Origin of the sequence: Streptomyces sp. NBC_00289 (assembly GCF_041435115.1) — a bacterium.
GTDB lineage: Bacteria > Actinomycetota > Actinomycetes > Streptomycetales > Streptomycetaceae > Streptomyces.
This window is the reverse complement of sequence record NZ_CP108046.1, coordinates 3,552,062-3,568,652: the sequence shown is the minus strand read 5'-3', so window position 1 is coordinate 3,568,652 and position 16,591 is coordinate 3,552,062. Positions and strand designations below refer to the sequence as shown.

Sequence of the window (16,591 nt, the reverse complement as noted above, 5' to 3'; positions counted from 1 at the left end):
GCGGTCGTGAACGGCGGTCGCGGAACGGCAACGAGCCGCGTGCTCCTGGGCGGTCGCTGTCGGCCGGGCCGCCTAAGCTGGTTTCATATCCGGAGTCTTCCGAAGGGGCGGTAACAGGTGAGCGCGAGCGGCACCGCCGCGGCCGGACAGGTCGAGCACATGCTGCGCCAAGTGACGCCCGGGCGTTACGACGCCTACGAGGCGCTGCTGCGCGCCCTCGCAACCCCCTCCTCCGGCCAGGTCTGGATGCTGCTCTGGCACGGCCAGGCCGGATCCCCCGACGCCCAGTACGGAAACATGGAGGTCGACGGCCACGGGTACGCCCCGTGCGTCACCTCCGCCCAGGAGTTGTCGGCCAGCGGCTGGAACCGGTCGTACGAAGTGGTCGACGGCCTCGACGTGGCCCGCACCCTCTACCCCGACCACTACGGCCTCTGGCTGAACCCGCACGCCCCCGGCGGCGGACTCGGCATCCCCTGGCTGGATCTGCGCCGGATCACGACCGGCCTGGAGCGCCAGCCCGCCGGGCCGCTCCGGCTGTCCGAGCCGGGGATCGAGATCCCGCAGTTCTACGCCCTGCTCGCGCAGAACGCCCACCGCACCCCCGCCGTCCGCGCGCTCCGGCGAGCCTGGGTGCAGCCGGCGCTCGGGTCGCCGTACCTCGCCATCGGCCTGGACGTGTACGACACCAGCCCGCCCGCGGTGGACTCGGTGCGGGCGATGATGCAGCAGTCCATCGGTGCAGTCCCGGACGGGCTGCCGGTGTCGACGGTGGCGATGTCCGACGAGTACGACCCGGTCGCGATGTGGATGCGGGCGAGCGCCCGTCCCTTCTACGACCGGGAGGCCCACGCCGCTCCGGCCCAGGCGCCGGCCGCCGGGTACGGATACCCGCCGGCGCACGGCGTCAATTACTGAACCTCGTGCCGAAGCTGTGCGGGAGAGCCCTGTCGGCTCCGGTCCGGGATAACCGGAACGCAGAAGCGCAACCAGGCCTGAACGAACCTCCGGCAGAGCTTCTCCGGCGGCATCGACGTCGTTTTCCGCGCTGCTGAGCCGTGATCCGCCGACGGGAAAGGGACCTCAGCGAGGTGCGGAAACAACAGCCGTCGACCTCAACGGCAGGCGCCCCCTCACTCCCACAGGGTGAGGGGGCGCCTGCCGTGGCCACCGATAAGCAGCCATCCATTCCGGCTACTCCGTGACGGTCCCCGTTCCGCATGCCACGGGAGTGGTGTCATTGGCTCCGTCGACAGTGCAGACCTCGACGAAGTAGGTCGTGCCCGGCGTGATGTCGTAATGGAAGTGAGCGATGGTGCCGTCGGCCCCGGTACCGTCGTAGGCGGAGGCCAACTTCGTGCCTGCGTAGTGGATTTCCCCGCGCACACCGTGTCCGTCGGCGTACTCGTCCCAAACGTAGAAGTCATCTCCGTCATCGACGAAGGTGAGCTCGCCCACCTGCCTTCCGCTGCTGTTCGTGACGGTGGCGACCGTGCCGCTGGAGGTTCCTGCTTGTGCGGCACCGGCGGCACCGACGGTGAGGAGCACGGCACACGTGCCGCCCAGAAGCATTCGAGTGACGGACTTTCGCAAGGAGACCCCCAGTTATCTATTCGATCACATGATCGATTGGTCGGCTCAATTTACTTGGCGTTTCGCCGGTGATCAAGCCCTGCCTGGATGCCGGTCAGAGTCGCCGCGCACTGGAGAACGTCGGACTGCGAATTCGACTTCGATGTTTAGTTGTTTTTCCGGTCTATGCAGGCCATATGTTGTGATGAAGTCTTCTGATGGGCAATGTCATGGATTGCCCGGCGCCCATGCCCGCCTTTCTTGCCACGTCGCCGAATTCCGGCCGTTTTGGCGCGCACGGGCCGGCGTCGGCCAGGTACACCCATGCGCTGGGGGTTCAGGTGGCCGGCCGGGGTGCTGTCCGCCGCCCGTCGCCTGGATGGGCACGACACCCGGCCCGCCCCTTCGACGGCCGTGAGGCTTATGCCGCTCGGGCTCGGACACCGGTGGCCGGGTACGGTTACTTGTCAGTCGCGGCGGATACTGGCCGAAAACCGACTTCCGCCCGCAATGGCGGGAACCGGGATTGGACGCTCATCTTCGCGCGTAGATAACGCCAGGAAATGCATTTCTGCACCTTCTGTCCGATTTATACGCGTCCGACCCTCGTTACCCACTGTCCGGATAACGGAACACCTAGGAACGCATCACGTTTGCGCATCCTTTCGCCGCCAAGTCTGGCTACAGATCGCCAAAGCGTTGAAGACTCCCGCATCAGGGGGGTTCACCCCCCTGTGTACGAGGACTGATCATGCCGCTACAGCGGCAAGTGTGGGCCGGCTACCGCCGGTTGAGAGGGGTCCCTGCCAGATGACGGCACCATTGCACGAGCCGACCGCGGAAGCGGCCCCGAGCGCGGTCGAGGAAGCGGCGGTACTGAGCTCCGACGCGAAGGCCGTACAGGGACGTTCCCTGGGACGGATCGCCTGGGAGCGCCTGAAGCGGGACAAACTCGCTCTCACGGGTGGCGTCGTCGTACTCGTCCTCATCGTGGTCGCGCTACTCGCGCCCGTGATCACCAACCTGCTCGGGCAGGACCCTGACGCCTACCACGAGAACCTGATCGACCCCCTGTTCGGCACGCCCAGGGGGTCCTTCGGCGGCATGAGCGGAGACCATCTGCTCGGCGTGGAGCCGGTCAACGGCCGCGACATCTTCGCGCGCATCCTCTACGGAGCCCAGATCTCGCTTCTGGTCGGCTTCCTGTCAGCCATCGTCGCAGTCATCCTCGGCACCATCCTCGGTATCCTGGCCGGCTTCTTCGGCGGCTGGGTCGACGCGGCCATCAGCCGTGTCATGGACGGTCTGCTGGCCTTCCCGCAACTGCTGTTCATCATCGCGCTGGTCTCCGTCATGCCGAGCGAGATGCTGGGGCTGTCGGGCACGGGCGTGCGCCTGTTCGTGATGATCCTGGTCATCGGTTTCTTCGGCTGGCCCTACATCGGACGCGTGGTGCGCGGTCAGACGCTTTCGCTGCGCGAACGGGAGTATGTCGAGGCGGCACGGTCGCTCGGCGCCGGGCGGCTCTACATCCTGTTCAAGGAACTGCTGCCCAACCTGGTCGCGCCGATCATCGTCTACACGACGATGATGATCCCCACCAACATCCTCACCGAGGCGGCACTCAGCTTCCTGGGCGTGGGCGTCAAACCGCCCACGGCCTCCTGGGGGCAGATGCTCTCGAACGCGATCGACTACTACAAGTCGGACCCCACGTACATGGTGATCCCGGGTGTAGCGATCTTCATCACCGTTCTTGCCTTCAACCTCTTCGGTGACGGCGTGCGTGACGCGCTGGATCCGAAGGGCTCCCGCTGAACTGCCGTACACAAGCGTCCCGTGGCTCTACACGGGGTCTCTCATCAAATCCGGAGGATCCGAGATCGTGACTACCCAACGCACCTCAGGGCGGCGTAAGCAGGCCGTGGCCGCTGTCGCCGCTGTCGCCGCGCTGCTGACCACAGCGGCGTGCGGCGGTGGCGGCAGCGACGACAACGGTGGTTCGAAGACCGGCGCCGCTGGTTTCGACGCCGCGAACAACAAGGTCGCTCAGGCATCCCTGGCCAAGAAGGGCGGCACGCTGAAGTTCGCGGGCGCCCAGGACGCCGACTTCTGGGACACCACGCGTGGCTACTACGGCTTCATGTGGAACTTCGCGCGCTACTACAGCCGCCAGCTCGTCACGAACAAGACGGAGCCCGGCAAGGCCGGCGCCGAGCTGACTCCGGACCTCGCCACCGGTCTCGCCAAGGTCACGGACGACGGCAAGACCTACACGTACACGCTGCGTGACGGCGTGACGTGGGAGGACGGCAAGGAGATAACCTCCAAGGACATCAAGTACGGCATCGAGCGCGTGTGGGCGCAGGATGTGCTGTCGGGCGGTCCGACGTACCTCAAGGAGGTCCTCGACCCCAAGGGCACGTACAAGGGCCCGTACAAGGACACGTCGAAGGACAAGCTGGGTCTGAAGGCGATCGACACGCCCAACGACAAGACGATCGTCTTCCACCTGCCCGAGGCCAACTCGGACTTCGAGGAGATCCTCGCGCTGGTCTCGGCCTCCCCGGTCCGTCAGGACAAGGACACCAAGGCCAAGTACACGCTGCACCCCTTCTCCTCCGGCCCGTACAAGTTCGAGTCGTACAGCCCCGGCAAGGACCTGACGCTGGTCCGCAACCCCGAGTGGAAGCAGTCCTCGGACCCGGTTCGCAAGGCGTACCCGGACAAGATCACGGTCAAGTTCTTCTCGAACGCCAACGACCTGGACGCGCGTCTGGTCGCCGGTGACTACGACCTGGACATCAACCAGACCGGCATGTCGCCGCAGGGCCGCACCACCGCCCTTCAGCAGCACAAGGGCAACCTGGACAACCCGGTCTCCGGCTACGTCCGTTACGCGGTCTTCCCGCAGAGCGTCAAGCCGTTCGACAACATCGAGTGCCGCAAGGCCGTGATCTACGGCGCCGACCACGTGTCGCTGCAGACCGCGCGCGGTGGCCCGGTCGCCGGTGGTGACATCGGCACCAACATGCTGCCCCCGACCGTCCCGGGTGCCGAGGGTCAGAGCTACGACCCGTACAACCTGAACGGTGCCGACAAGAACGGCAACATCGCCAAGGCCAAGGCCGCGCTGAAGGCCTGCGGCAAGCCGAACGGCTTCTCCACCACCATCGCCGTGCGCAACAACAAGCCGGTCGAGGTCGCCACTGCCGAGTCGCTTCAGGCATCGCTGAAGAAGGTCGGCATCAAGGTCAGCATCGACCAGTACGACGGTTCGCAGACCTCCGGCATCATCGGCAGCCCTTCGAACGTGAAGAAGAAGGGCTACGGCATCATCATCATGGGCTGGGGCGCGGACTTCGGTTCCGTCCAGGGCTTCGGTCTGCCGCTGTGGGACAGCAAGTACATCCTGCAGAGCGGTAACAACAACTACGCCCTGATCGACGACAAGAAGATCGACGGGCTGTTCGACACCTACGTCAAGACGCAGGACGACGCGGGCAAGACCCAGATCGCCAAGGACATCAACCACGCGGTGATGGACGGCGGTTACTACCTGCCCTTCGTCTTCGAGAAGTTCATCAACTGGCGCTCCAGCAACCTGGCGAACGTCTACACGTCCGACGGCTACAGCGGCATGTACGACTTCGTCAACCTCGGTCTGAAGTCCGCGAAGTAAACCCGGCACACCCGCCGAACGGCACGAAAGGCAGGTGAAGGCCGGCGCAGCGTGATCGCGGACCACCGGAAGACCTCCGGTGGTCCGCGATCCGCAGCGGGCCGAGAGCTGTGCTCGCTTACCTCATCAGGCGGCTGTTCGCCGCCGCAGTGATGCTCGTGGTCATCATCATGGTGGTCTTCGGCATCTTCTTCCTCGTCCCCAAGTGGGCGGGCGTCGACGTGGCCACGAGTTTCGTGGGCAAGCAGGCCGACCCCGCGGCCGTCGAGGCCGTGCGGGTGAAGCTGGGTCTCAGCGACCCGATCTACGCGCAGGTGTGGGAGTTCTTCAAGGGCATCTTCGCGGGTCGCACCTACGCGGCCGGCGGTGACGTCACACACTGTGCCGCCCCCTGCTTCGGTTACTCCTTCCGCAGCGAGCAGGCCGTCTGGCCGGTGCTGACCGACCGCTTCCCGGTGACCCTGGGTCTCGCGCTCGGTGCCGCTCTGCTGTGGTTGCTCCTGGGTGTCTCGGCGGGTGTGCTCTCCGCTCTCAAGCGGGGCAGCATGTGGGACCGCAGCGCGATGGTCGTCGCGCTGGCGGGCGTTTCCCTGCCCATCTACTTCACCGGCCTGCTGAGCCTGGCGATCTTCTCCTACGGGCTGGGCTGGATCAACGGGGAGTACGTTCCCCTCGAGGACAGCCTCACCGGCTGGCTCGGCGGCATGATCCTCCCCTGGATCACGCTCGCCTTCCTGTACGCGGCGATGTACGCCCGGATCACCCGCGCCACCATGCTGGAGATCCTCGGCGAGGACTACATCCGCACCGCCCGTGCCAAGGGCCTCAACGAGCCGGTCGTCATCGGCAAGCACGCCATGCGCTCCACGATGACGCCCATCCTGACCATGCTCGGCATGGACCTCGGCGCACTCATCGGCGGCGCGATCCTGACCGAGACCACGTTCAGCCTGCCCGGCCTCGGCCAGGCGGTGCTCACCGGCATCAAGAACCAGGACCTCCCCATCATCCTGGGTGTCACCCTGATCACCTCGGTCGCGGTGCTCGTCGCCAACCTCCTGGTGGACGTCATGTATGCCGTGATCGACCCCCGAGTGAGGCTCGCATGACCGAACTCAGCAAGAGCGGAGCCGCCGTGGGCGAGCCGACCGGCATCTCCCCCACACCGACCGCCTTCCTCGAAGTGCGCGACCTGAAGGTGCACTTCCCGACCGACGACGGAGTGGTCAAGTCCGTCGACGGGCTGACCTTCCAGTTGGAGAAGGGTAAAACCCTCGGCATCGTGGGCGAGTCGGGCTCCGGCAAGTCGGTGACCTCGCTCGGCATCATGGGCCTGCACACGGCCGGCCAGTACGGTAAGCGCAAGGCGCAGATCTCCGGCGAGATCTGGCTGGACGGCACCGAACTGCTCACCGCGGACCCTGACCACGTCCGCAAGCTGCGCGGCCGCGACATGGCGATGATCTTCCAGGACCCGCTGTCCGCGCTGCACCCGTACTACACGATCGGCCAGCAGATCGTGGAGGCGTACCGGATCCACAACAAGGTGGACAAGAAGACGGCGAAGCGCCGTGCCGTGGAAATGCTCGACCGCGTCGGCATCCCGCAGCCGGACAAACGGGTCGACAGCTATCCGCACGAGTTCTCCGGCGGTATGCGCCAGCGCGCCATGATCGCGATGTCGCTGGTCAACAACCCCGAGCTGCTGATCGCGGACGAGCCGACGACCGCCCTTGACGTGACCGTCCAGGCGCAGATCCTCGACCTCATCCGGGACCTGCAGACGGAGTTCGGTTCCGCGGTCATCATCATCACCCACGACTTGGGCGTCGTCGCCGAGTTGGCCGACGACATCCTGGTGATGTACGGCGGCCGCTGTGTCGAGCGCGGTCCGGCCGAGAAGGTGTTCTACGAGCCCCGCCACCCCTACACCTGGGGTCTGCTCGGCTCGATGCCGCGTCTGGACCGCGAGCAGCAGGAGCGCCTGATCCCGGTCAAGGGCTCACCGCCCTCGCTGATCAACATCCCGTCGGGATGCGCCTTCAACCCGCGCTGCCCGTACGCGGACATCCCCAAGGACAACGTCACCCGCACGGTCCGCCCCGAGTTGTCCGAGGTGGGCAGCCAGCACTGGGCCGCCTGCCACATGACTCAGGAGCAGCGGGAGCGTATCTGGACCGAAGAGATTGCGCCGAAGCTGTGAGCGAGGACAAAGCGGTGACCATCCCTGCGCAGAGCCACGGTGCCACCCTCACCAAGGACGCCGCCCCCGGCGAGACGCTTCTGAAGGTGACCGGGCTGCAGAAGCACTTCCCGATCAAGAAGGGCCTGCTCCAGCGGCAGGTCGGCGCGGTACGCGCGGTCGACGGCCTCGACTTCGAGGTCAAGGCCGGTGAGACGCTGGGCGTCGTGGGCGAGTCGGGCTGCGGTAAGTCGACCATGGGCCGGCTCATCACCAGACTGCTCGAACCGACCGCCGGACGGGTGGAGTTCGAGGGCAAGGACATCACGCACCTCGGGGTGAGCGGGATGCGCCCGCTGCGCCGTGACGTGCAGATGATCTTCCAGGATCCGTATTCCTCGCTGAACCCCCGTCACACCATCGGCACGATCGTCGGCGCTCCCTTCAAGCTGCAGAACGTCTCGCCCGAGGGCGGCGTCAAGAAGGAAGTGCAGCGGCTGCTGTCGGTCGTGGGCCTCAACCCCGAGCACTACAACCGCTACCCGCACGAGTTCTCCGGCGGTCAGCGCCAGCGCATCGGTATCGCCCGCGCGCTCGCGCTCAACCCGAAGCTGGTGGTCGCGGACGAGCCGGTGTCGGCTCTGGACGTCTCGATCCAGGCGCAGGTCGTCAACCTTCTCGACGACCTCCAGCAGGAACTGGGTCTGACCTACGTGATCATCGCGCACGACCTGTCGGTCGTCCGGCACGTCTCGGACCGGATCGCGGTGATGTATCTCGGTAAGATCGTCGAGCTGGCCGACCGCGAGTCCCTGTACAAGGCGCCGATGCACCCGTACACCAAGGCGTTGATGTCGGCGGTTCCGATCCCTGACCCGCGCCGCAGGGCGGCCAAGAGCGAGCGCATCCTGCTCACGGGTGACGTGCCCTCGCCGATCTCCCCGCCGAGCGGCTGCCGCTTCCACACCCGGTGCTGGAAGGCGACGGCGGTCTGCAAGACCACCGAACCGCCGCTTGTGGAGCTGAAGCCCGGTCAGCAGGTCGCCTGCCACCATCCGGAGAACTTCGAGGACCAGGCTCCGCAGGAGACCGTCCTCCTCTCCGTGGCCAAGCAGGCGGCGGAGCTGGTGCCGGACGCGGTGCTGGAGGAGTCGGCGGAGACGTCGGCCGCGGTGGCCGCCGAGGTCGGGGCCGTGTCCACCGGCGAGGAGGCGGCTGTGGAGCCCGCCGCGACCTCCGTCTCCAAGGAGCCGGAAGCCGCGGACGAGAAGTCCACGGCAGCCGACCAGGAGTCCCCGGCGGCAGCCGACCAGGAGTCAACTGACAAGTAGCGCATGACAAGTTGGTAAAGTCATGCACATGCCCGAACGGGAGAGCGCAGAGTCGGCCGTGTCCGTCTGATCGACCCGATCAACACGAACACGCTCGAAGGGACGGCTCATGAAACTCTCCCGTTCGGCACGCTTAGGGGCCCTCGCGACCGCGACGGCCTCTTTCTTCGTCATCGCCGCCTCCTCCGCACCCACCCCCGGGGCCGACGGCATCGGTGACCCCTATTTCCCCCGGCTCGGCAACGGCGGCTTCGACGCCCGCCACTACGCGCTGGACCTGGCGTACAACCCGGACACCGACCGTCTGGACGGCCGTACGACACTCACGGCTCGCGCCACCCGGAGCCTGTCCTCGTTCGACCTCGACCTCCAACAGTTGACGGTCACGAGGGTCGAGGTGAACGGCAGACGGGCCCACTTCACGCGTGACGGCGACGAGATCCGCGTCACCCCGCGCGACGCCCTGCGCAAGGGCCGGACCTTCACGGTCACCGTCACCTACGGCGGAGTCCCCGAGCCGCTCGGCGGCCCCATCGTCTTCGGCTCCGACTACGGCTGGATGAAGACCCCCGACGGCGTCTTCGTCGCCTGTGAACCCAACGCCGCCTCCACCTGGTTCCCGTCCAGCGACCACCCCGCCGACAAGGCCACCTACGACATCCGGATCAAGGCGCCCAAGGGTCTGACCGCCGTCTCCAACGGACGGCTGATATCGACGTACGACAAGGGCCGTTCGACGTACACCCACTGGCGCGAGACCAAGCCGATGGCGACCTACCTGGCGACCGCGACCATCGGAAAGTTCGACGTGAAGACGGGCACCACCCCCGGCGGGACGCCGATCTACGTCGCCGTCGACCCGGTGCTCGCGGGCAGCAACAACGTCGACGTGTACGCCGTGACGGCCGAGGCCACCGACTACTGGTCGCAGGTCTTCGGTCCCTACCCGTTCGAGGAGACCGGGGCGATCGTCGACGACATGCCGCAGGCCGGGTTCTCGCTGGAGGTGCAGTCGAAGCCGGTCTACTCCGCGGTGCGCAACGAGACGACGATCGTGCACGAACTGGCCCACCAGTGGTTCGGCGACTCCGTCTCGGTGGCGCACTGGAGGGACATCTGGCTCAACGAGGGCTTCGCCACCTACGCGCAGTGGCTGTGGGCCGAGCACAAGGGCACCCGCTCGGCCCACGACTCGTTCCTCGCCGGGTACAACTCCCGCCCCGCCGACAACGCCTTCTGGCAGGTCACGGTCGGCGACCCACAGCGCGACACCATGTTCGCCTCCGCCGTCTACCAGCGCGGCGCGATGACCCTCCAGGCACTGCGCGAGCGCATCGGCGACCCCGCCTTCTTCAGGCTCCTGCCCGCCTGGACGAAACTGCACCGCTACGGCAACGCGGACACCGACGACTTCATCCGGCTCGCGGAGAAGACCTCCGGACGGCAGCTCGACGACCTCTTCCAGACCTGGCTGTTCACCACAGGTAAACCTGCCCTCTAACCCTTGCATCGCAAGGTGCACACCCGATCCTGGGTAAGAATGTAGGGGTGTTCCAGCAACTGTTCAGTCCCTCCGTCCAGCACACGCTCGACCTCGTCGGCATCTTCGTGTTCGCCATCTCAGGCGCGCTGCTGGCCGTCCGCAAGAACTTCGACGTCTTCGGCATCGCCGTCCTCGCCGAGGTCACCGCGCTGGGCGGAGGGCTCTTCCGGGACCTGATCATCGGAGCGGTGCCACCCGCCGCCTTCACGGACCTCGGGTACTTCATCACCCCGCTGCTCGCCGCCCTGCTCGTGTTCTTCCTCCATCCGCAGGTGGAGCGCACCCAGGCCGCGGTCAACGTCTTCGACGCGGCCGGCCTCGGCCTGTTCTGCGTCACCGGGACGGTGAAGGCGTACGACTACGGGCTCAACCTCACCGCCTCGGCCGCCCTCGGCCTCGCCACCGCGGTCGGCGGCGGTGTGCTGCGGGACGTGCTCGCCAACGAGGTGCCCTCCCTGCTGCGCTGGGACCGCGACCTGTACGCGGTCCCGGCGATCGTCGGCGCCACCCTGGTCGCGCTGTGCATCCGGTACGACGCCCTCACCCCGTTCACCAGCGGTCTCGCGGTCGTCACCGCCTTCGCCCTGCGGTTGCTCGCGATGCGGTTCCACTGGCGAGCGCCGCGCGCGTGGAACCGCCGCTCGACGGTACGGGAGGAGTAGCGCCGCGCGGGGCCGGGCGCTCGCCCAGCTCCTGGGTCAGCCAGCGGAAGGCCGGGACCACCTGCGGCCGCCACAGCGCCATGGTGTGACCGCCCGCGCTCTTCGGGATGTACACGACATGCACCGTCGTCGGCGCCTTCGCGGACGCTTCGAGGGCCACGCCCGCCTCGTAGCCGTCGTGCGGCTGGCCGGAGAGGTAGAGGGCGATCCGGGGCGGGACGATCGCCTTCCGCAGCAGCAGGTAGGGGTTGTTCCCGTCCCGGAGGGCAGGGTTCTGCGCGGCGAGCGAGGCGCGTTCACCGATCGGGTCGTTGTAGCCGGACAGGCTGATCGCGGCCCGGTACCGGTCGGGGTGGGCGACGGCCAGCTTCGTCGCGCAGTGTCCGCCCGCCGAGTACCCGGCGACCGCCCAGCCCGTCGGCGCGGCCTCGGCCCGGAAGTTGTCCATGACCATCCGCGGCACGTCGATGCTGAGCCAGCTGTCGGCGTTCACCGTGGCCGGGATGTTGGCGCAGCCCGTGTCCACGCCGGCCAGCAGGTTGGTGCGCGGCGCGACCAGGATGAACGGGGCGACCCGGCCGTCGCGCATCAGCGGCAGCAACTGCTCGTGCGCCTTCAGCGACCCGAACCACGCCTTCGCCGATCCGGGGTAGCCCGGCAGCAGCTCCACCACCGGGAACCTGTGGTGGCGGTAGGCGGGCTCCCGGTACTGCGGCGGCAGCCAGACGTACACCTCGGCGTTCACACCCGACACCCGGCCCCTGAGCTGGGTGACGCGCACTCCGCCGGCCGCTCCCATACCGGGTCCGCCGGCCGGGGTGAACCGCTGCGCCACCCTGGGCAGCCGTCTCAGCGCGATGCCGCCGGTGCCGTCGGCCCCCAGGTTCGCGGCCTCCTGCACATGGTTGCCCGTGCCGAGGAGGTCCGCCCAGTTGTCGTAGAGGCTGTTCTGGTTGTTGACCAGCACGAACACCAGCGCCACCGCCGTGCCCTGGGCGAACAGCAGCATCAGCGCCCGGGCCGCGGCGCGCAGGGTTCTGGGGCCCCGCAGCCGTGACCACACGGCGAACGGCAGCACCAGGGCGACGACGGCCAGTGCGACGAGGGTGTAGAGAAACGGCGTCCCGGTGAGGCTCATGTCCCTACAGAGGCAGGGCCAGGGCCTCTGGTTTACGGACGAGCAGGGACACTTACCGAGATATTGCCCTGGCCTCACCCAAGCAAAGCTACCGCTTAGTATTTTCTTGTTGTAGCGTTCAGGCATGCCAGAAGCAGCCTCCGCGGCGGTCACCCGTGCCACGATCGGCGACAGCGAGTTCGACCGGGACACCGCGGTCACCCCACGCGAACCCGGCGTCTACGACACCGACCTCTCGGCCGGCTGGACGATCATCAGCGCCGTCAACGGCGGCTACCTGCTGGCCGTCCTGGGCCGCGCTCTGGCGCACGCCCTGCCGCACTCCGACCCGTTCACCGTCTCGGCGCACTACCTGACCGCGTCCCAGCCAGGCCCGGCCGTCGTCCGCACCGACGTCGTCCGCACCGGACGGACCCTGTCTACCGGCCAGGCCTCCCTCTTCCAGTACGACGACCAGGGCCGCGAGATCGAACGCATCCGCGTCCTCGCCTCCTACGGCGACCTGGACGCGCTGCCCGAGGACGTCCGCACGACGGCCCGGCCGCCGGCGATCCCGCCCATGGAGCAGTGCTTCGGCCCGGAGGACGGGCCCGCCCCCGTGGACGGCAGTTCCGCCATCACCGACCGGCTGATGCTCAAGCTCGACCCGTCGACGCTGGGCTGGGCACTCGGCTCTCCCTCCGGCAAGGGGGAGATGCGCGCCTGGTTCGGGCTGGCCGACGGCCGCGACCCCGACCCGCTCTCCCTGCTGCTCGCGGTCGACGCGCTGCCGCCGACCGCCTTCGAGCTGGGCCTGACCGGATGGGTGCCCACGGTCGAGCTGACCGTCCACGTCCGCTGCCGCCCGGCGCCGGGCCCGCTGCGGGTGTCGATCACCACCCGCAACCTCGCCGGCGGCTTCCTGGAGGAGGACGCCGAGGTCTGGGACAGCGCGGACCGACTGGTCGCGCAGTCCAGGCAGCTGGCCCGGGTCCGGCTCGGCTGAGCGCCGTACGCGCCGGCAGTCCGCCGTCGACGGCGGTTCGTGTCACGGAGCTGTACCAGTGAGTAGGGGTGGGGGGAGTGGTTCCCCCGCAGGTCGGGGAGGTGCGTATAGCCGCGCTTTGCCTTACGCACAGCCGGCCGACAGGGCGGCCCCAAGTCACCCCTAAGCGCCATTGGTTGAGTGCCCGCCTCAGGGTCCCCTCATCCGATGTGGAGTTGTTTCTCATGATGCGTGCGCGTCTCGTCCCCGCCGTCGCCCTGCTGGCACTGTCCCCGCTGCTTTTGACGGCCTGCGGCGGGGACGACTCGTCGTCCTCGACCAGCGGCAACTCCGGTGGGCAGAGCTGCCAGGCGCCCTCCGGCATGCCGAGCGGCAACGCCTCGGGACGGCCCGGCGGAGCGCCGTCGGGGGCACCCTCGGGAGCGCCGACGGGCGCCCCGTCCGGTGTGCCGTCCGGCATGCCGAGCGGTGGGTCCGGCGGCGGACAGGGCGGCCCCGGCGGAGGTCAGGGTGGCGGCTGTGGCGGCGGGCCCGGCGGCGGCCGGAGTCAGCAGGCCCAACAGGGCTGAGCCGGGAACTCCGGGGTTCTGTGCGGCTGGTGGGCCACGGCTGGTGGCGGCGCGCTCGAGATCGGGCGCGCCGTCGTTGTGTCTCGTGACGGGTGTCGTACGTGCCCGTGGTTGTGTCGCGTGCCGGGGGTCGTACGTGCCCGTCGTTGTGTCGCGTGCCGGGTGTCGTACGCCCCGGCCGTGGTCCGGGGTCGTCAGGTGAGCCAGTGGCTGCGGCCGAGGCTGATCAGCCGCATCTGCTGGGTGGCGCGCCGCGTGACCTGCTCCCGCCGCTCCTCCGGGGCCTCCAGCGTCTCCAGGAACAGTGAGGCCGTGATCAGCATCTGATCCACGTACAGGTGGGCCAGCATGAGGAGGTCGTCGTCGTTCCAGCCGGCCGACTCGGGGTCCTTGGCGAGCTCGGTCCTCACCTCCTCGGCGAACCGGGTGAGTTGCTCCCGGATGGCCTCGCGCACCGACTGGACACCGCCGTGGCGTTCGCGGGCGATGAAACGGACGTGGGCGGGGTACGCGTCCACGTGACCGGCGATCAACTCGATGGCACGGGCGATGCGTTCGCCGCTGTCGCCCGCCGTGGACACCGTCGTCCGGATCATCGGGTGCAGACTCCCCAGCGCCTCCTCGACCAGGGCCACGCCGAGGTCCTCGGTGGAACGGAAGTGCCGGTAGAAGGCCGTCGGGGCGACCCCGACGGCGCGTGTGACCTCGCGCAGGCCCAGGCTGCTCAGACTCTGCTCCTCCAGAAGCGTCAACGCCGCGTCCAGGAGCGACTGCCGGGTCTTCTGCTTCTGGGCCTGCCGGATGCCGAGGGTGTGACTCATGCCATGCAGTTAACAACTGTTCTCCGGAATTGAAAAGCCGTGCGGCGCGCTAGACTTCAGAGTCAGTGAACAAGTGTTACTACAACCGTTCACCCAAACGTAACGAGAAGCATCTCGCACGCATCTCGGAGGGGGATCTCATCCCATGCTGTTCCTCGTCGCCGCACTTCTGCTGCTCGGCGTCGTGATGGGCACCGTCGCCCACGCGTCGCTCACCTTCACCGTCGTCGCCGCCGCCGTCATCGCCGCCTGGCTCGGCATCTTCGCGCTCCGCGAGCGCCACGGCCGCCGGCGTCACACCTCGACCCACTGAACGTCGACCCACTTCGTCGGGAGCTGACTGACATGCAACTCACCGCATCGGCCACGAGCCGCACCGGTACCCGCGACGCCGACGGCATGGCCGTCGCGTCCTTCGTCCTCGGCCTGCTGGGCCTCCTCGTGCTCAACGTCTTCCTCGGCCCGATGGCCATCGCGCTGGCCGGTGTGGCCCTGTGGCGAGGCACGGCCCGCCGCGGCCGCGCGTACCTGGGTCTGGGCCTGGGCGTGGCGGACCTGCTGGTCCTGGCGGCCTTCATGCAGACGGACGGCTCGATCTCGTGGAGCCTGTGAAAGACCCGAGCCGCGCGAGGCGTGACTCCTTCCGGGGTCATGAACCGCGCAAGGCGTGACTCCTTCCAGGGTCATGAACCGCGCGAGGCCTGACTCCTTCTCGGGGCACGAGCCGCGCGAGGTGCGAGACGGCGGTACGCGGCCGGGGACGAGCCGCACCACCGTCGCACCCACGCTCCGGGCGGACCTGGCACCGAGAGCCGCCGGTCTTCCGGGCGGGCCTGGCACCGAGAGCCACCGGTCTTCCGGGCGGGCCTGGCGCCGAGTCCTGCGACCCGGTCCCCGTAGAATCGGGTCACCATGGCATACCTCGACCACGCCGCGACCACCCCGATGCTTCCCGAGGCAGTCGAGGCACTCGCCGCGCACCTGAGTGTCACCGGCAACGCCTCCTCTCTGCACGCATCCGGCCGACAGGCCCGCCGCACGGTCGAGGAGGCCCGCGAGACCCTCGCCGAATCCCTCGGCGCGCGCCCCAGCGAGGTCGTCCTCACCTCCGGCGGCACCGAGGCCGACAACCTCGCCGTCAAGGGCCTGTACTGGTCCCGCCGCGACGCCGACCCGGCCCGCACCCGGGTGCTGTCCAGTCCCGTCGAGCACCACGCCGTCCTCGACGCCGTGCACTGGCTCGGCGAACACGAGGGCGCCACCGTCGAGTACCTCCCGGTCGACGGGTACGGCAGGGTCCACCCCGAGGCGCTGCGCGAGGCCATCGCCCGCAACCCCGACGACGTGGCCCTGGCCACCGTGATGTGGGCCAACAACGAGATCGGCACCGTCCTGCCGGTCCGCGAACTGGCCGACGTCGCCGCCGAGTTCGGCATCCCGCTGCACGCCGACGCGGTCCAGGCCTACGGCCAGGTCCCGGTCGACTTCGCGGCCTCCGGCCTCGCCGCGATGACGGTGTCCGGGCACAAGATCGGCGGCCCCTACGGCATCGGCGCCCTCATCCTCGGGCGCGAGCACACCCCCGTACCCGTACTGCACGGTGGCGGCCAGGAACGGCACGTCCGCTCCGGCACCCTCGACGTCCCCGCTATCGCTTCCTTCGCGGTCGCCGGACGGCTGGCCGCCGAGCAGCGCGAATGGTTCACACGAGAGATCGGCGCCCTGCGCGACAGCCTGGTCGAGGCGGTCCGTACGGCGGTGCCCGACGCGATCCTCGGCGGCGACCCGTCGCCCGGCGGCCGCCTCCCGGCCAACGCCCACTTCACCTTCCCCGGCTGCGAAGGCGACTCGCTGCTCCTCCTGCTCGACGCCCAGGGCATCGAGTGCTCCACGGGCTCCGCCTGCACCGCCGGCGTCGCACAGCCCAGCCATGTCCTCCTGGCCACCGGCACGGACCCGGACCTGGCCCGAGGCACCCTCCGCTTCTCCCTCGGCCACACCTCCACGGAGGCCGACGTCGAGGCGGTCGGCAAGGCGATCGGCCCGGCCGTGGAGCGGGCACGGGCGGCGGGGCTGACGTAGGGCCGGTCGTTCGGATCCGGCCGC

Annotated in this window: 16 protein-coding genes; 13 read left to right on the top strand and 3 right to left on the bottom strand. The window is 68.5% G+C overall.

Annotated features, from left to right (window positions below):
- The first annotated feature begins 117 nt into the window (after positions 1–117).
- Positions 118–918, top strand: a complete 801-nt coding sequence (locus OG985_RS16195) for an enhanced serine sensitivity protein SseB C-terminal domain-containing protein (RefSeq protein WP_371669035.1) — start codon at positions 118–120, stop codon at positions 916–918.
- 276 nt (positions 919–1,194) lie between these two features.
- Here OG985_RS16195 and OG985_RS16190 read toward each other — a convergent pair whose 3' ends face one another.
- The gene (locus OG985_RS16190; protein WP_371669034.1) at positions 1,195–1,572 is read right to left on the bottom strand and encodes a hypothetical protein; all 378 of its coding nucleotides are present in this window, start codon (positions 1,570–1,572) and stop codon (positions 1,195–1,197) included.
- 810 nt (positions 1,573–2,382) lie between these two features.
- Here OG985_RS16190 and OG985_RS16185 point away from each other — a divergent pair.
- The 7 genes from OG985_RS16185 to OG985_RS16155 all read left to right on the top strand — a co-directional run bounded on the left by OG985_RS16185 (position 2,383) and on the right by OG985_RS16155 (position 10,972).
- On the top strand, positions 2,383–3,390 hold the full coding sequence (locus tag OG985_RS16185; protein ID WP_371669033.1) for an ABC transporter permease: 1,008 nt from the start codon (positions 2,383–2,385) through the stop codon (positions 3,388–3,390).
- Between the two features lie 67 nt (positions 3,391–3,457).
- On the top strand, positions 3,458–5,254 hold the full coding sequence (locus OG985_RS16180) for an ABC transporter substrate-binding protein (protein WP_371669032.1): 1,797 nt from the start codon (positions 3,458–3,460) through the stop codon (positions 5,252–5,254).
- 110 nt (positions 5,255–5,364) lie between these two features.
- The gene (locus tag OG985_RS16175) at positions 5,365–6,363 is read left to right on the top strand and encodes an ABC transporter permease (RefSeq protein ID WP_371669031.1); all 999 of its coding nucleotides are present in this window, start codon (positions 5,365–5,367) and stop codon (positions 6,361–6,363) included.
- Positions 6,360–7,457, top strand: coding sequence for an ABC transporter ATP-binding protein (locus tag OG985_RS16170; protein WP_371669030.1), 1,098 nt, complete (start codon positions 6,360–6,362; stop codon positions 7,455–7,457). The genes OG985_RS16175 and OG985_RS16170 overlap by 4 nt, the downstream gene beginning before the upstream one ends.
- Positions 7,458–7,471: 14 nt before the next feature.
- Positions 7,472–8,767, top strand: coding sequence for an ABC transporter ATP-binding protein (locus OG985_RS16165; RefSeq protein WP_371669029.1), 1,296 nt, complete (start codon positions 7,472–7,474; stop codon positions 8,765–8,767).
- A gap of 109 nt (positions 8,768–8,876) precedes the next feature.
- The gene (locus OG985_RS16160; protein ID WP_371669028.1) at positions 8,877–10,268 is read left to right on the top strand and encodes a M1 family metallopeptidase; all 1,392 of its coding nucleotides are present in this window, start codon (positions 8,877–8,879) and stop codon (positions 10,266–10,268) included.
- A 47-nt stretch (positions 10,269–10,315) separates the two neighbouring features.
- A complete protein-coding gene (locus tag OG985_RS16155) occupies positions 10,316–10,972 on the top strand; it encodes a trimeric intracellular cation channel family protein (protein WP_371669027.1) in 657 nt (218 codons plus the stop codon).
- Here OG985_RS16155 and OG985_RS16150 read toward each other — a convergent pair.
- On the bottom strand, positions 10,881–12,110 hold the full coding sequence (locus OG985_RS16150; RefSeq protein ID WP_371669026.1) for an alpha/beta hydrolase: 1,230 nt from the start codon (positions 12,108–12,110) through the stop codon (positions 10,881–10,883). The two genes, OG985_RS16155 and OG985_RS16150, sit on opposite strands and share 92 nt — an antisense overlap.
- Before the next feature lie 124 nt (positions 12,111–12,234).
- On the opposite strand from OG985_RS16150, the gene OG985_RS16145 reads away from it, so the two are divergent.
- Both OG985_RS16145 and OG985_RS16140 read left to right on the top strand, forming a co-directional pair.
- Positions 12,235–13,095: a thioesterase family protein gene (locus OG985_RS16145; RefSeq protein WP_371669025.1), complete on the top strand. Its 861-nt coding sequence runs from the start codon at positions 12,235–12,237 to the stop codon at positions 13,093–13,095.
- 224 nt (positions 13,096–13,319) lie between these two features.
- Complete coding sequence (locus OG985_RS16140) at positions 13,320–13,664, top strand: hypothetical protein (protein WP_371669024.1); 345 nt, start codon at positions 13,320–13,322, stop codon at positions 13,662–13,664.
- 194 nt (positions 13,665–13,858) lie between these two features.
- Here OG985_RS16140 and OG985_RS16135 read toward each other — a convergent pair whose 3' ends face one another.
- A complete protein-coding gene (locus OG985_RS16135; protein WP_371669023.1) occupies positions 13,859–14,485 on the bottom strand; it encodes a TetR family transcriptional regulator in 627 nt (208 codons plus the stop codon).
- A gap of 145 nt (positions 14,486–14,630) precedes the next feature.
- Between OG985_RS16135 and OG985_RS16130 the strand changes: the two genes are divergently transcribed.
- The 3 genes from OG985_RS16130 to OG985_RS16120 all read left to right on the top strand — a co-directional run bounded on the left by OG985_RS16130 (position 14,631) and on the right by OG985_RS16120 (position 16,567).
- The gene (locus OG985_RS16130; protein WP_371669022.1) at positions 14,631–14,798 is read left to right on the top strand and encodes a hypothetical protein; all 168 of its coding nucleotides are present in this window, start codon (positions 14,631–14,633) and stop codon (positions 14,796–14,798) included.
- Positions 14,799–14,830: 32 nt separating this feature from the next.
- The gene (locus OG985_RS16125; RefSeq protein WP_371669021.1) at positions 14,831–15,097 is read left to right on the top strand and encodes a DUF4190 domain-containing protein; all 267 of its coding nucleotides are present in this window, start codon (positions 14,831–14,833) and stop codon (positions 15,095–15,097) included.
- 300 nt (positions 15,098–15,397) lie between these two features.
- The gene (locus tag OG985_RS16120; RefSeq protein WP_371669020.1) at positions 15,398–16,567 is read left to right on the top strand and encodes a cysteine desulfurase family protein; all 1,170 of its coding nucleotides are present in this window, start codon (positions 15,398–15,400) and stop codon (positions 16,565–16,567) included.
- Positions 16,568–16,591: the final 24 nt, after the last annotated feature.

Coding starts and splice junctions, on each gene's coding strand:
- OG985_RS16160 (WP_371669028.1), top strand. CDS start 8,877: ATGAAACTCTCCCGTTCGGCACGCTTAGGGGCCCTCGCGACCGCGACG.
- OG985_RS16145 (WP_371669025.1), top strand. CDS start 12,235: ATGCCAGAAGCAGCCTCCGCGGCGGTCACCCGTGCCACGATCGGCGAC.
- OG985_RS16190 (WP_371669034.1), bottom strand. CDS start 1,572: ATGCTTCTGGGCGGCACGTGTGCCGTGCTCCTCACCGTCGGTGCCGCC.
- OG985_RS16125 (WP_371669021.1), top strand. CDS start 14,831: ATGCAACTCACCGCATCGGCCACGAGCCGCACCGGTACCCGCGACGCC.
- OG985_RS16140 (WP_371669024.1), top strand. CDS start 13,320: ATGATGCGTGCGCGTCTCGTCCCCGCCGTCGCCCTGCTGGCACTGTCC.
- OG985_RS16135 (WP_371669023.1), bottom strand. CDS start 14,485: ATGAGTCACACCCTCGGCATCCGGCAGGCCCAGAAGCAGAAGACCCGG.
- OG985_RS16170 (WP_371669030.1), top strand. CDS start 6,360: ATGACCGAACTCAGCAAGAGCGGAGCCGCCGTGGGCGAGCCGACCGGC.
- OG985_RS16130 (WP_371669022.1), top strand. CDS start 14,631: ATGCTGTTCCTCGTCGCCGCACTTCTGCTGCTCGGCGTCGTGATGGGC.
- OG985_RS16150 (WP_371669026.1), bottom strand. CDS start 12,110: ATGAGCCTCACCGGGACGCCGTTTCTCTACACCCTCGTCGCACTGGCC.
- OG985_RS16120 (WP_371669020.1), top strand. CDS start 15,398: ATGGCATACCTCGACCACGCCGCGACCACCCCGATGCTTCCCGAGGCA.
- OG985_RS16185 (WP_371669033.1), top strand. CDS start 2,383: ATGACGGCACCATTGCACGAGCCGACCGCGGAAGCGGCCCCGAGCGCG.